Source organism: Streptococcus sp. 27098_8_91, assembly GCF_041432385.1.
Taxonomy (GTDB): Bacteria; Bacillota; Bacilli; order Lactobacillales; family Streptococcaceae; genus Streptococcus.
The window spans coordinates 280,810-295,790 of the sequence record NZ_JAPVZN010000002.1 but is presented as its reverse complement, the minus strand read 5'-3'; the positions used below and the strand labels follow the sequence as shown (position 1 = coordinate 295,790).

Annotated in this window: 14 protein-coding genes; 11 read left to right on the top strand and 3 right to left on the bottom strand. The window is 39.6% G+C overall.

Features of this window, described 5'->3' with window-relative positions:
- Positions 1-5: 5 nt before the first annotated feature.
- Complete coding sequence (locus tag O3611_RS03330) at positions 6-3,263, top strand: pneumococcal-type histidine triad protein (RefSeq protein WP_371607824.1); 3,258 nt, start codon at positions 6-8, stop codon at positions 3,261-3,263.
- A gap of 76 nt (positions 3,264-3,339) precedes the next feature.
- Here O3611_RS03330 and pepT read toward each other — a convergent pair whose 3' ends face one another.
- Positions 3,340-4,563, bottom strand: a complete 1,224-nt coding sequence (pepT, locus tag O3611_RS03325; protein ID WP_371607823.1) for a peptidase T — start codon at positions 4,561-4,563, stop codon at positions 3,340-3,342.
- 154 nt (positions 4,564-4,717) lie between these two features.
- Between pepT and hemH the strand changes: the two genes are divergently transcribed.
- Positions 4,718-5,812 (top strand): ferrochelatase, encoded by a 1,095-nt coding sequence (hemH, locus tag O3611_RS03320; RefSeq protein WP_371607822.1) that lies wholly within the window; start codon positions 4,718-4,720, stop codon positions 5,810-5,812.
- A gap of 392 nt (positions 5,813-6,204) precedes the next feature.
- Here the strand turns inward: hemH and mnmE are convergent, their stop codons facing one another.
- Both mnmE and O3611_RS03310 read right to left on the bottom strand, forming a co-directional pair.
- Positions 6,205-7,578: a tRNA uridine-5-carboxymethylaminomethyl(34) synthesis GTPase MnmE gene (gene mnmE / locus O3611_RS03315; protein WP_075231777.1), complete on the bottom strand. Its 1,374-nt coding sequence runs from the start codon at positions 7,576-7,578 to the stop codon at positions 6,205-6,207.
- A 122-nt stretch (positions 7,579-7,700) separates the two neighbouring features.
- Positions 7,701-7,883 carry a 4-oxalocrotonate tautomerase gene (locus O3611_RS03310; RefSeq protein WP_001117401.1) on the bottom strand — a complete coding sequence of 61 codons (183 nt, stop codon included), beginning with the start codon at positions 7,881-7,883 and terminating at the stop codon, positions 7,701-7,703.
- Positions 7,884-8,006: 123 nt separating this feature from the next.
- On the opposite strand from O3611_RS03310, the gene O3611_RS03305 reads away from it, so the two are divergent.
- The 9 genes from O3611_RS03305 (at position 8,007) to O3611_RS03265 (ending at position 14,926) form a co-directional block, all read left to right on the top strand.
- Entirely contained in the window at positions 8,007-8,606 is a 600-nt protein-coding gene (locus O3611_RS03305) for a thymidine kinase (protein WP_049504679.1), read from the top strand.
- Positions 8,596-9,075, top strand: a complete 480-nt coding sequence (locus tag O3611_RS03300; RefSeq protein WP_371607821.1) for a GNAT family N-acetyltransferase — start codon at positions 8,596-8,598, stop codon at positions 9,073-9,075. The genes O3611_RS03305 and O3611_RS03300 overlap by 11 nt, the downstream gene beginning before the upstream one ends.
- A 9-nt stretch (positions 9,076-9,084) precedes the next feature.
- Positions 9,085-10,164: a peptide chain release factor 1 gene (prfA, locus tag O3611_RS03295; protein WP_075231774.1), complete on the top strand. Its 1,080-nt coding sequence runs from the start codon at positions 9,085-9,087 to the stop codon at positions 10,162-10,164.
- Positions 10,164-11,000: a peptide chain release factor N(5)-glutamine methyltransferase gene (prmC, locus tag O3611_RS03290; protein WP_371607820.1), complete on the top strand. Its 837-nt coding sequence runs from the start codon at positions 10,164-10,166 to the stop codon at positions 10,998-11,000. The genes prfA and prmC overlap by 1 nt, the downstream gene beginning before the upstream one ends.
- Positions 10,984-11,586 (top strand): L-threonylcarbamoyladenylate synthase, encoded by a 603-nt coding sequence (locus tag O3611_RS03285; RefSeq protein ID WP_371607819.1) that lies wholly within the window; start codon positions 10,984-10,986, stop codon positions 11,584-11,586. The genes prmC and O3611_RS03285 overlap by 17 nt, the downstream gene beginning before the upstream one ends.
- Before the next feature lies 1 nt (position 11,587).
- A complete protein-coding gene (locus O3611_RS03280) occupies positions 11,588-12,019 on the top strand; it encodes an N-acetyltransferase family protein (protein WP_371607818.1) in 432 nt (143 codons plus the stop codon).
- 66 nt (positions 12,020-12,085) lie between these two features.
- Positions 12,086-13,342, top strand: a complete 1,257-nt coding sequence (gene glyA, locus O3611_RS03275; RefSeq protein WP_371607817.1) for a serine hydroxymethyltransferase — start codon at positions 12,086-12,088, stop codon at positions 13,340-13,342.
- 7 nt (positions 13,343-13,349) lie between these two features.
- Positions 13,350-14,324 carry a nucleoid-associated protein gene (locus O3611_RS03270; protein ID WP_070460651.1) on the top strand — a complete coding sequence of 325 codons (975 nt, stop codon included), beginning with the start codon at positions 13,350-13,352 and terminating at the stop codon, positions 14,322-14,324.
- On the top strand, positions 14,324-14,926 hold the full coding sequence (locus O3611_RS03265) for a lysozyme family protein (RefSeq protein ID WP_371607816.1): 603 nt from the start codon (positions 14,324-14,326) through the stop codon (positions 14,924-14,926). Before O3611_RS03270 ends, O3611_RS03265 begins: the two co-directional genes overlap by 1 nt.
- Positions 14,927-14,981: the final 55 nt, after the last annotated feature.

Here is a 14,981-nt window from a genome sequence, read left to right as displayed (position 1 = left end):
AGATTATGAAGATTAATAAAAAATATCTAGCGGGATCTGCAGTGGTCCTTGCCTTAAGTGTTTGTGCTTATGCTTTAAATCAACATCAAGCACCTGAGAAAAAAGATGACAACCGTGTATCCTACGTTGATGGTAAAGAGTCTGAAGCTAAAAAGAATGAAACTCTGACACCAGACCAAGTTAGCAAGAAGGAAGGAATAGAAGCTGAACAGATTGTTACCAAAATCACTGATCAAGGTTATGTGACTTCACACGGCGACCATTTCCATTACTATAATGGTAAGGTGCCTTATGATGCTATCTTTAGTGAAGAACTGGTCATGAAAGATCCAAACTATCAGCTGAAGGATAAAGATATTGTCAATGAGATTAAAGGTGGCTATATCATCAAAGTGGACGGTAAATACTATGTCTATCTAAAAGATGTGAGTCACGCTGATAATATTCGCACCAAAGAACAAATCGAGCAGCAAAAACAAGAACACACATCAGATAGTGGTAGTGCAAGTGAGGAAGTTCTTGCTGCCAGAGCACAAGGTCGATATACAACGGATGATGGTTATGTCTTTAATGCTGCAGATATTATTGAAGATACAGGGGATGCTTATATCGTTCCTCACGGTGGGCATTATCACTACGTTCCAAAGAGTGCCCTATCTTCAAGTGAATTAGCAGCAGCTCAAGCCTATCTAGCTGGAAGAGGAAGTCAACCGAGTGTGACGGATTATAAACCAAATCCAAGTGTTACACCAAGTTCTCAAGCCGATAGCCCAGCAACAAGCATCCCAGTAGATCAAGAGGATAGCCTCCAAAGTCTTCTTGCTCAGTTAGATGTTTTACCAGTTAGTCAACGCTATCAAGAATCTGATGGTTTGGTATTTGACCCAGCTAAAATTACCAGTCGTACACCATCAGGGGTGGCCATTCCACACGGTAATCACTACCATTTCATTCCCTATAGTAGTCTATCTGCTTTGGAGCAAAAGATTGCTCGTTTGATGCCACTTTCAGGTCTAGTAAGTCCGTCAAATCCTGTAGAAAATCCAAACAAACCAAGTGAAGATCATGAACACCATGGACACGACCAAGAAGAGCCGGGTCATCATGGTCAGGAAGGCGAAGGACAAGGCCATGACCATGACCACAATCATGACAATCCCCACGATCACGGATTCGATACTAATCGTGTTATAAGTGAAGATGAGCAAGGTTTTATCGTTTCTCATGGGGACCACAATCATTATTTTTACAAGAAAGATTTGACGGCCAAACAGATTAAAGAAGCTCAGGAACACTTGAAAGGTAAAACCGAAGTTAAACCTAATCCATCAGATGAGCCCCATGATGAAGACGGACATGATAACCACCATGGTGAAGATCACGATCACGGATTCGATGCTGACCGAGTGATAAGTGAAGATGAGGAAGGTTTTGTCGTTTCTCATGGAGACCACAATCACTATTTCTTTAAAAAGGATTTATCAGCAGAGCAGATTAAGGATGCTCAAGAGCACTTGAAGGAACATCATCAGGCAGAACCTGTTAAACCTCTTGCCAAGACTGTAGAAAGTTTCTCTCGAGATGCCAGCGATGAAGAAAAGATAGCTTATATCTCTAAAACCTATGGTGTTCCGCTTGAAGCGATTCGTATTTCAAATGGATTCTTTGTATTTGGAAATCCAGACCAGGCTTACGACCCAACTCACATTCACCCTTATGCAGTTCGAAAAGAACACGTTCGTATTCCGCTTCAAACAGGCGATGCAGAACTTGATTTCCTAAACGAACTCTATACAACTGCACTTCGTGATGGTGTCTCTCCATATAGTTTGCAGGTGGAAAATGGTAGCTTTGTTATTCCTCACGGTGACCATAATCACTACATTAAAGTTCAGACTAAAGGTTATGAAGTTGCTTTGAAACATAAGATTCCTGCCTTGCAATCCAACTACCAACCAGGAGCCTTTGATGAAGCTACTGTTCAAAATAAGGTTGATCAACTTTTAGCAGAAAGTCGCGAAGTTTACAAGGATAAACCAATTTTACAAAGACAGATTGAGCTTGCCTTGGGACAATTCTCTGAAAATATGAAGAAGCTCTCAACAAACTCTACAGCTGGTTATCTAGCTGCTTTAGATCTCTTTGACAAGCAGTATATCCACGTTGACTCTAGTGTAAAACCAACAGAAATCAGTCCTTTAGACAAGAAATATCAAGCTTTAGTAGATAAGATTAATACCTTGGATACGGATGCTTATGGACTTCCTAAAAAGGATCTCTTGGCTCAACTCCAAGAAAATAAATTGGCTCAAGATGAGGCTGGTTTAGATGCTGTTGAAGCTAAACTAGAAGCTCTTCAAGACTTTAATGATCGTACTGGAGTTACAACAGTTGAGTACATTAAGTATTTCTATCAACATCTGTCAGATGGTCGTTTAAATGATACTCTTAGAAATAAGGTTGCCAACTTAACTTGGACCCTTTATCAGTCACAATCCTTCCTCAAGGCGACTGACTTGAACAAACTATTCCCTGAAATCTATCAAACAAAACTAGAAGTTGAAGAAGCTCTTAAAAACGAACCAGTTGCAAGTAAGCCTTCTGAAACAATCTTAGATAGAGAAAAAGTTGATGGTCATAGTGCTAAAACTGCAGTTTATGAGTTCTTGAAAGGTTTGTTTGATGATATTCAACCTGAGGAACAAAGTAACCATGTCTTAAAAGGTCAGGTGGCAGGACTTTTAACAAAAGCTGTAGAATTGGTAAGCCAAGTGAAAGAAGAAGGTGTTAAAGCTTCACTTGTTGACGAAGTGAAAAATCTGAAAGCTGCTCTAGATAAAGATGAAGCAGACCTTGATGAATTAAATACGCAAGTCCAAGATCTTCTGAAACGTATTTCACTAACCATTCAGAATGAACGTGAGAATGCTAACCAAGACCCAGAAGTTTTAGTTCTCTACCAAAAACTTTATAATGGTATCATTGCCCTTCATACTTATTTAGAAATGAATAATGGTTCTGATGCTGATTTTGAAAAAGTGGACGCCTTATTTGATAAGCTTAGTGCCGCAAGCAAAGACAAGCAAGCTCTTTTAGCTCTTGCTCAAGAAATCGTTTTGTTAAACCAAGAATTTCAATCCAAAGTCAAGCCAGCTGAAGCTAGCACAGAAACAGCCAATACAGAAACAAACGATAAACAAGCTGAGTCAAACTTAACTCCTGCAACTAGCTCTCCAGAAACGAAAGAAAAAGTAGCAGAATAATAAAAAACTTAGACAGCTACCGTGTCAAAAGTAGGCTGCTGATAAAAAAGAGGTCGGGAATTTTTTCCCGATCTCTTTAGTCTTTATAAGCTACAATTCCAATAATGGTGTCGACTGCACGTTCCATTGTTTGTAGACTAACGTATTCAAAACGACCGTGCATATTTTCGCCACCAGCAAAGATATTTGGCGTAGGAATTCCCATAAAGGAAATTTTAGAACCGTCTGTTCCTCCACGGATAGGCTCGATAATTGGTGTGATACCAAGGTCTTCCATAACTGCTTTGGCAATGGTTACTGGTGTCATATCCTTTTCAATGACTTCCTTCATGTTGTAGTACTGGTCCGTCAATGTTAAAGTAAGACGATCACTACCAAGTTCTTGGTTCATTTTATCAGTAATAGCTTGCATAGCAGCTTTACGAGCTTCAAAGTTTTCTTTTTCAAAGTCACGAATGATATAGCTAGCACGCGCTTCCTCTACACTACCAGATACATCCATGAGATGGTAGAAACCTTGGTAACCATCAGTCAATTCTGGTCGGTCACCAGCTGGAAGTTGGTTGTGGAAATCAATGGCTAGCTGAAGAGCATTGACCATTTGGCCTTTTGCTGTACCAGGATGGACATTACGACCTTGGAAATGCAATTCAGCACCCGCAGCAGAGAAGGTTTCATATTGAAGTTCACCTAGAGGTCCACCGTCGACTGTATAAGCAAAGTCGACATTGAAGTCCTCTGCATCAAACTTGTTGGCACCTACTCCGATTTCTTCATCTGGACCAAAACCAACACGAATTTCACAATGTTTAATCTCAGGGTGTGCGTTCAAATATTCGATAGCTGTCATGATTTCAGCGATACCAGATTTATCATCAGCCCCGAGAAGGGTAGTTCCATCAGTTGTAATCAAGGTTTGCCCTAGATATTTCTCTAAGCTCTTGAAATCCGCTGGATCTAGTTTGAAACCAGAGTTCCCAAGCTCAATAACGCCACCATCATAATTTTCAATAACTTGTGGGTTAACGCCTTCAGCATTAAAATCAGCTGTATCCATGTGGGAGATAAAACCAACCTTACGAGTCAAACTAGGATCGTTAGCTGGAAGAGTACCGATAGCAAAACCGTTTGGCAAATAATAGACATTTTGCAAACCGACACGTTTCATTTCTGGGATGAGGACATTGGTTGCGAAGTCTACTTGACTTTGGGTACTTGGTGTAGTGGTTGAATGTTCGTCAGAACGTGTATTGACTTTGACATAAGTCAAAAAACGCTCCAACAAAGTTGGGTATTTCATAAAAACTCCTTTTTTACTTCTTTTAAAACCATTGTATCATAGAAGGAAGAGAAAAACAAAAGTCAGAAAGGAGATAAAATTCTTATGTTAGCGTTTACTTATGGCTTCTTTAGTGATACAATAAAAAAGATAAAAATATCACAAGGATGCAAATATGAAAAAAGCGATTTTAATGATGACATTTGGTTCACCAGAAGAGATTACCTTTGAAGGGGTAGCCGATTTTTTTACCAACATTCGTCGAGGAGTTCGACCTCAAGACCACGAGATTCAAACCCTTTATGATAATTATGTTCGAATTGGAGGAACTCCACTTCAAAGAATTACCCGTGAAGAAGTTGCCTTGGTAGAAGCTAGGTTAGGAAATGAATATAGTGTCTATTTTGCCAATAAATTTTCAACCCCTTTTATTCCAGATGTAATTCGGCAAATGGAAGCAGATGGAATTGAAAAGTGTATTTGCTTGATTTTGGAGCCACACTATTCCTTTTACTCTGTCATGGGGTACGAAAAGTTTCTGGAAAGCAAACAAATTCAGTTTTTAGTTATTAAGGACTGGTATCAAGAAGAAGCACTATTAAATTATTGGACAGCTGAAATTGATAAGATTTTAAAAGAAAAGGTGAAACAGGATAGCTTTAAAGTCATCTTTTCTGCCCACAGTGTGCCCATTTTTGCCTTGGATTTTGGTGATCCCTATATCGACCAGATTTTCGAAAATAGCAAGTTAATTGCTGAGAAATTAGACTTGAAACCAGAGCAATATACCAACACTTGGCAGAGCGAAAGTGATATTGGTATTCCTTGGATCAAACCAGATGTATTGGAGTATCTTAGAGAACAGGAAGAACATCCAGAGCATTATATTTTTGTGCCTATTAGTTTTATCAGTGAGCATATTGAAGTCTTGTTTGACAACGATGTGGAATGTCATGACTTGTGTCAGGAATTGGAGGTGAACTACCATCGTCCACCAATGCCAAATACAGATTCTCGTTTGATTGATGCCTTGGTCAATATTGTCCGAGCTAACGAACATAAAGAATTTAGAGAATTCCTCCCAGAAGAAGAAACCTTTGATGAATTAGTCCCTTCGGATGAAACTAAGAATATTTTAGATGAATCACAAGACTTACAAATGCCAGAATTTGTTAAAAAATTAATTGAGAAAAAAGGTCGTGAAAATGTCAAGATGCCTTATTTAATCAAAAAAATGCTTGAAAAAGCTGGCAAATTACCCAAAGACTAAGTGAAAATAGAAAAGAACTGGTAATACTCTTCGAAAATCAAATTCAAACTGCGTCAACGTCGCCTTGCCGTACTCAAGTACAGCCTGCGGCTAGTTTCCTAGTTTGCTCTTTGATTTTCATTGAGTATAAGGTTTGTTTCAGATTTCTGCTAAGGCAGGATATAACTTAGAAGGTGAAAGAAAAGGCGGTGGGACAGAAATCGATAGACAAAGTCTTGATTTCGTAGTCCCAGCCCCGCGAGGATGATTAGGAGCTTTTTGGAGTCTAAAAGACGAACAAAAAGTTCAATCAGCTACCGCGTCAAATTATGATTGATAATAAAAAGTGAGGTCGGGATCTTTTTGTCCCAACCTCTTTTTAGGTGACTAGCATTTTTTGACCTAGTTTTTTCTTATTTACCCAGACAAAATTGGCTGAACAACTGTGTAATGAGTTCATCTGGAGCAGCATCTCCAGTGATTTCTCCGAGGATTTCCCAAGTACGAGTTAAATCAACTTGAAGCAAATCAACTGGCATACCGAGTTCAAGACCTTCGTTAACTGCTTGTAGGCTTTCAACCGCCTTCTCAATTAAGGAAATGTGACGGGCATTAGACAAGTAAGTGGCATCTTGTTCGACCAAGCCAGCATTTTCAAAGAAGAGGTTGTTAATCCGTTCTTCAATCTTATCAATGTTTTGATTTTTGAGGACTGAAATACGGATGACATCTTCAGGAAGTTCCTGAGTTTCAATAGCCTCAGGTAGGTCAGTTTTGTTAAGTAGGATGATACGGTTGGTATCTTGGCTGATTTCAAGAAGTTGTCGGTCTTGGGCAGTTAGAGGTTCGCTGGCGTTTAAGACAAGTAGTACCAAGTCAGCTTCCTTGAGAGCTTTTTTGGAGCGCTCGACACCGATTTGTTCGACGATATCATCTGTTTCACGGATACCCGCAGTATCAATCAACTTAAGTGGTACACCATTGATGTTGACGTATTCTTCAATGACGTCACGGGTTGTACCTGCAATATCCGTTACAATGGCCTTATCTTCACGCAGGAGGTTATTAAGAAGGCTTGACTTCCCAACGTTTGGACGACCAATGATAGCCGTTGAAATTCCTTCACGGAGGATTTTCCCACGACGTGCCGTTTTAAGGAGATTGGTCAGTAATTGTTCAAACTCCATAGTTTTTTCACGGACAACAGCAGTAGTGGCTTCTTCTACATCGTCATACTCAGGGTAGTCGATATTAACCTCTACTTGTGCTAGTGTATTGAGGATTTCCTGACGAGTATTATTAATCAAGTCAGATAGAGAACCGTCTAATTGTTTGACCGCTATATTCATAGCCTTGTCTGTCTTTGCGCGGATGATATCCATAACAGCTTCAGCCTGAGTCAAGTCCACACGACCGTTGAGGAAGGCACGCTTGGTAAATTCTCCAGGTTCTGCCATACGAGCCCCTTCACGGATAGCCAGTTGGAGGATTTCATTAGTCACGGCAATCCCTCCGTGGGTGTTAATCTCGATAATGTCTTCACGAGTGAAGGTCTTTGGAGACTTCATAGCCCCAACCATAACCTCGTCCATGACCTTACCTGAATGAGGATCAACAATGTGGCCGTAGTTAAGAGTGTGGCTAGCAACCTTGCTCAAGTCCTTGCCTTTAAAGATTTTCTGCGCAATGGCAAAACTATCCGTTCCGCTTAGGCGGACTATCCCAATAGCCCCTTCACCAAGCGGTGTCGAGATGGCTGCAATGGTATCAAATTCCCGTGTAATCATTTCAATTCCTTTATAGTTTATTTGTTTGTATAGACTAATATCTCTTCAAATTGTAACAAATTTTAGTATTTTCTTCAATGAATGTTACTTATAAAGAAAAGCCTAAGCAGATTGCTTAAGCTTTACTTAGTGCGCATTTCGCCTTGTGGGAAATAGGTTCCTTCAGGCATATCGTTGATAATGACATGAACAGCAGACTGAGGTGCACCAGTGTTGCGAACAACAGCTTCCGTAACTTCCTTGGCTAGGGCTTTCTTTTGCTCTAACGTGCGTCCTTCAAATAAATCGATGCGTACAAATGGCATAATTGCGTCCTCCACTAGTTATTTGATTTCTTCTATTTTACCACAATTTGCCGTTTAAAGCTTTGAGAAAATATGGTATACTAGAATGTAGCAAAAATTTAGAAATGGACGTGAAATAGAAGCATGGCACAGTTGTATTATCGTTATGGGACCATGAACTCAGGCAAGACGATTGAGATTCTCAAGGTAGCCTATAACTATGAGGAGCAAGGAAAGGGAGTTGTGATTATGACTTCGGCTCTGGATACGCGTGACGGTGTTGGCTATGTTTCAAGTCGAATTGGGATGAAAAGACCAGCAGTTGCTATTGAGGAAACAACGGATATCTTTGGATTTATCCGAGATTTACCTGAAATGCCTTACTGTGTTCTTGTCGATGAAGCCCAATTTTTAAAGCGTCACCATGTTTACGACCTAGCTCGTGTTGTGGATGAGTTAGACATACCTGTTATGGCATTTGGTTTAAAAAATGACTTTCGTAATGAACTATTCGAAGGTTCAAAATATCTTCTGCTCTTAGCAGATAAGATTGACGAAATCAAGACCATTTGTCAATATTGCAAGAAAAAAGCAACCATGGTGTTGCGTACGCAGAATGGTCTGCCAGTCTATGATGGTGAGCAGATCCAGATAGGTGGGAATGAAACCTATATCTCGGTTTGCCGTAAACATTATTTTGCCCCACTGATAACATCTAAAAAGGAACAAGACTATGACAATTGAACTAAGAGATGTTACAATGGAAAATTATTTTGATGTTCTGAATTTGGATGTTAAGGAATATCAAAAACAATTTATTGCTACCAACGTAATTAGTTTAGCTGAAGCATATGTCTACACAAAAAATGGAGATTTTGTAGCTCCATTGGCAGTTTATGATAATGATGCAATCATAGGTTTTGTAATGTTAGCTTATGATAAAAAAATCGGAATTAGTAATGGAAATTATTTACTATTTCGTTTCATGATTGATAAGCATTTTCAAGATCAAGGATATTTTAAACCAATTATGGATAAGGTGCTAGACTATGTTCGGACAGCGCCAGCAGGTTTAGCCAATAAACTTTGGTTGTCTTATGAACCAGAAAATGAACATGCAAGATCTTGTTACCTCAGTTATGGATTTAAAGAAACTGGGGAAATATTTGAGAACGAAGTAGTAGCCATATACGATTTAACAATTGAAAAATAAGGAGAAAAAATGAACATCTATGATCAACTACAAGCTGTAGAAGACCGTTATGAAGAGTTGGGAGAATTGCTGAGCGACCCTGATGTAGTTTCAGACACCAAGCGTTTTATGGAATTATCCAAAGAAGAAGCTGGGACACGTGACACCGTAACTGCCTACCGCGAATACAAACAAGTCCTTCAAAACATTATCGATGCCGAAGAGATGATTAAAGAATCAGGCGGAGATGCGGACTTGGAAGAAATGGCCAAACAAGAATTGAAAGATGCTAAGGCTGAAAAAGAAGAGTACGAAGAAAAACTGAAGATTTTGCTTCTTCCTAAAGATCCAAACGATGATAAGAACATTATCCTAGAAATCCGTGGTGCAGCTGGTGGAGATGAAGCAGCTCTCTTCGCTGGAGATCTTCTAACTATGTACCAAAAGTATGCGGAAGCCCAAGGTTGGCGCTTTGAAGTTATGGAAGCTTCAATGAACGGTGTTGGTGGTTTTAAAGAAGTGGTTGCCATGGTTTCTGGTCAGTCAGTTTACTCTAAACTCAAGTATGAGTCTGGTGCCCACCGTGTGCAACGTGTCCCTGTGACAGAAAGTCAAGGTCGTGTGCATACTTCAACAGCGACAGTTCTCGTTATGCCTGAAGTGGAAGAAGTAGAATACGATATTGATCCAAAAGACCTTCGTGTGGATATCTACCACGCTTCTGGTGCTGGTGGACAGAACGTCAACAAGGTTGCGACTGCCGTTCGTATCGTTCACTTGCCAACCAATATCAAGGTTGAGATGCAGGAAGAACGTACCCAACAGAAAAACCGTGAGAAGGCAATGAAGATCATTCGTGCGCGTGTTGCTGACCACTTTGCACAGATTGCCCAAGATGAGCAGGACGCAGAGCGTAAGTCTACTATCGGTACTGGAGACCGCTCAGAACGTATCCGTACTTATAACTTCCCACAAAACCGTGTAACAGATCACCGTATCGGCTTGACCCTCCAAAAACTTGATACTATTTTGTCTGGTAAACTAGATGAAGTTGTGGATGCCTTGGTTCTTTATGATCAAACGCAAAAATTGGAAGAATTAAACAAATAATGAAACTAGCTCAAATGTTTAAAGATTTTGAGGAAAAATTGATAGCACAAGGAGAGGAAGCTGAAAGCCTCTCTTTTGTCTATCGTAGCCTGAAAAATCTATCTTTTACAGACTTTGTCTTTGCTCTTCAGCAAGAAATTTCAGAGGAAGAAAGACAGTTTGTAGAGGACATTTACAGGAAATTGGCAAATCATATACCCGCCCAGTATATTATCGGTCATGCTGAATTCTTTGGGATGCAGTTAAAAGTAGATGAGCGGGTCTTGATTCCCCGTCCAGAGACAGAAGAACTAGTGGAGCTCACCCTGGCTGAGAATCCAAAGAAAAATCTCAAAGTTCTAGATATTGGAACAGGTAGTGGAGCTATAGCTCTTGCCTTAGCTAAAAATAGACCATATTGGACAATCACAGCTGCCGATATTTCTCAGGATGCTTTGGATTTGGCGATGGAAAACGCTAATAATCAAGGTTTAACATTATTCTTTATTAAATCTAACTGTTTCTCCGAAATTTCTTCAAAATATGATATAATTGTATCCAATCCACCTTACATATCTCGAGTAGATGAGGCAGAAGTTGGTTTGAATGTTCTCCATTCAGAGCCACATTTAGCCCTCTTTGCAGATGAGGATGGTCTAGCGATCTATCGCAGAATCGCGGAAGAATCAAAGGACTATCTAAATGATGGTGGTAAGATTTATCTTGAAATTGGCTACAAACAAGGACAAAGCGTTCCAGCTCTTTTCAAGGAAAATTTTCCTGGGAAGCGAGTTCGAACTCTGAAAGACCAATTTGGCCAAGATAGGATGGTTGTCATTGATGATGGAGAAAATTAAGCACGAGCTTGAAAATGGTGGAGCTGTTGTCTTGCCAACGGAGACAGTTTATGGACTTTTTGCAAAAGCATTGGATAAAAAGGCTGTTGACCATGTTTATCAGCTTAAATGTCGTCCAAGAGATAAGGCACTCAATCTCAATGTTGCTAGTTTAGACGATATCTTGAACTTTTCTAGGAATCAGCCAACTTATTTACAACAATTGGTTGAAAGTTTTTTGCCAGGCCCTTTGACCATTATCTTAGAAGCTAATGACAAGGTTCCTTACTGGGTCAATTCAAATTTGACGACAGTTGGATTTCGCATGCCGAGTCATCCTTTAACTCTGGAGTTGATTCGTGAGTTTGGCCCCTTAATCGGACCTTCTGCCAATATTTCAGGTCAATCAAGTGGAGTAGATTTTCAAAAGATTCTTCAAGACTTTGACCAAGAGGTCTTGGGATTTGAAGACGATAGTTTTTTAACAGGTAAAGATTCTACTATTTTAGATTTAACTGGTAAGAAGGTAAAAATTATACGGCAAGGTTCAATCACGCAAGAAGACATTCTTGCCAAGCTACCTGAAATTCCTTTTGAGGAGGTATGATATGCTACGTGATTTGAAAACAAGAGATGTTGCAGCTATTTGTGAGATTAATAAAGAAATTTTAGGCTATTCGTTTAGTTTAGAGGAAACGGCTAGTCAACTAGCTAAGTTATCTCAAGACTCACATCATTACCTACTGGGTTTCGAGGATTCGACCAGCCATGACTTACTTGGTTATGTTCATGCCGAGGTTTATGAATCCCTTTATTCAAAACCAGGTTTTAATATCCTAGCTTTAGCTGTTTTGCCTCAAACACAGGGTCAGGGTATCGGAAAAACTTTGCTCCAAGGATTGGAACAAGAAGCAAAAAAACGAGGCTATAACTTTATTCGCTTAAATTCTGCAGACCATCGTCTGGGTGCCCATGCATTTTACGAAAAAGTTGGTTATACCTGTGATAAGACGCAGAAACGGTTTATTCGCATTTTTTAGTTTGGATTTTATATTCTTGTTGTAAAAACAAACTAAAGACCTGTCACACTATAAAGGAGAAGACATATGATTTTTGACAAAGATGATTTTAAAGCTTATGACGCAGATCTTTGGAATGCTATTGCTAAAGAAGAAGAACGGCAACAAAACAACATCGAGTTAATTGCCTCTGAAAATGTTGTTTCTAAGGCTGTTATGGCAGCTCAAGGGTCTATCTTGACCAATAAATACGCCGAAGGTTACCCAGGACGTCGTTATTACGGTGGTACTGATGTAGTAGATATCGTTGAAAGTCTAGCTATTGAACGTGCAAAAGAAATCTTTGGTGCCAAGTTTGCCAATGTCCAACCTCACTCAGGAAGTCAAGCCAACTGTGCAGCTTACATGGCTTTGATTGAGCCAGGTGATACGGTCATGGGAATGGATTTGGCAGCAGGTGGGCACTTGACTCACGGAGCTCCTGTCAGCTTCTCAGGTCAAACCTACAACTTCGTTTCATATAGTGTTGATCCTGAAACCGAACTTTTAGACTTTGACGCCATCTTGAAACAAGCTCAAGAAGTAAAACCCAAACTAATCGTAGCAGGAGCTTCAGCTTATTCTCAAATTATTGATTTTTCAAAATTCCGTGAAATTGCTGATGCTGTTGGTGCTAAACTCATGGTCGATATGGCGCACATTGCTGGTTTGGTTGCTGCAGGTCTTCATCCAAGTCCAGTCCCTTATGCACATATTACAACAACAACGACCCACAAAACACTTCGTGGGCCACGTGGTGGTTTGATTTTGACTAACGACGAAGAGCTTGCTAAGAAGATCAATTCTGCTATTTTCCCAGGTATCCAAGGTGGGCCATTAGAGCACGTTGTTGCTGCTAAGGCTGTTGCCTTTAAAGAGGTATTGGACCCAGCATTCAAGGAATATGCAGCAAATGTTATTAAGAACAGCAAGGCTATGGCAGAAGTCTTCTTGCAAGACCCTGATTTCCGTATTATCTCTGGTGGTACTGAAAATCACCTCTTTCTAGTTGATGTAACTAAGGTTGTAGAAAACGGAAAAGTTGCTCAAAACTTGCTAGATGAGGTCAATATTACCCTAAATAAAAACTCAATTCCATACGAAACTTTGTCACCATTTAAGACAAGTGGGATTCGTATCGGTGCAGCAGCAACAACTGCACGTGGTTTTGGTGAAGAAGAAAGTCGTAAAGTGGCTGAACTTATCATTAAAACTCTTAAGAATGCAGAAAATGAAACTATTTTAGATGAAGTAAGAAGCGAAGTCAAAACCTTGACAGATGCCTTCCCATTATACGAGGACTAAAATTTTTATGGACATTTATATTAAGAAAGCTATTATCCATCAGTTCAGCCCGGATGACACAGAGTTGTTTCTAGCGGATAAATTTCTCAATATCACTCCAAAAATCGAAGAATACTTACGTAAGAAAATCGAACGTGTGTATTCAGATGAAGCCAAGACTGGGATTTTCGAAGAAGAAAATCCCTTCTTCAATCACATCACAGACGATTTGTTGGAGACGTCGGTGACACTGGCAAACCTCTGGAAAGAGGAGTTCAGCATTTCTGAAAATCTCAAGACCAACGACTTGATTTTTGTGCAATTTTCTAAAGAAGGTGTAGAGCATTTTGCCTTCCTAAGAATTGCACTGCGTGAGACCTTAACTCACCTCGGTGGAGAGGTTGATAATCCAATCAAGCTAACTCAAAACAATCTTCCAGGATTTGGTACAGGCGCAGATGAGGCCTTGGTGGTCAATCTTCAGAGTCGCAAGTACCATCTGATCGAAAAACGAATCAAGTATAACGGAACTTTTTTGAACTATTTTTCTGAGAATCTAATACAGGCTCAGCCCAAAATTTCACCTAAGAAGTCAATCAAGGAACTGGAAAAAACAGCTCAGAGAATTGCTGAAACCTTCAATACGGACGATTTTCAATTTCAATCTAAGGTCAAGTCTGCTATTTTCAATAATCTTGAAGAAAGTAATGAATTGTCTCCTGAAAAATTGGCAAATGACCTTTTTGACAACAATCTCACTGCACGTCTTAGCTTTATTGACCAAGTCAAGGAAGCAGTGCCAGAGCCAGTTCAGTTTGATGAAATCGATGCCAGTCGTCAATTAAAGAAATTTGAAAACCAAAAACTTTCTCTGTCAAATGGGATTGAGTTAATCGTACCCAATAATATTTATCAAGATGCTGAGTCGGTCGAATTTATCCAAAATGACAATGGTACCTACTCTATCTTAATCAAAAACATCGAGGATATACAAAGCAAATAATGTTTAAATTTATAAGAAGGGTCTTGGTGCTTGTTCTTATCTTATTTACTGGTTATAAACTTTTTCATATGTATCGGGATGTGAAGCAGGTCATGACCTATCAATCCTTGGTACGAGAGGTTTTAAGTGAGCAAGATACACCCGCAAATGAAGAACTAGTCCTGGCCATGATTTATACCGAAACCAAAGGTAAAGAAAGTGATGTGATGCAGTCAAGTGAGTCTGCCAGCGGAACTACAAATACAATCTCTGACAATAGGAGTAGTATTCGTCAGGGAATTCAAACCTTGACAGAGAATCTTTATTTAGCTCAAGAAAAGGGTGTAGATGTTTGGACTGCTGTACAGGCCTATAACTTTGGGCCTGCTTATATCGATTTTATAGCCCAAAATGGGAAAGAAAATACCCTTGCACTAGCCAAGCAATACTCAAGAGATACCGTTGCTCCGATTTTAGGAAATACAACTGGAAAAACCTATCGATATGTCAATCCAATTTCCATCTTTCAAGGTGGAGAACTCTATGTGGATGGTGGAAACTATTATTACTCTAGACAGGTTCAACTAAATCTCTACATTCTTAAATTTTTTAATCTATTTTAAGCACTTAGAAAATTCTAGGTGCTTTTATAAGCTTTCTTTAAGGCTAATCGACTAT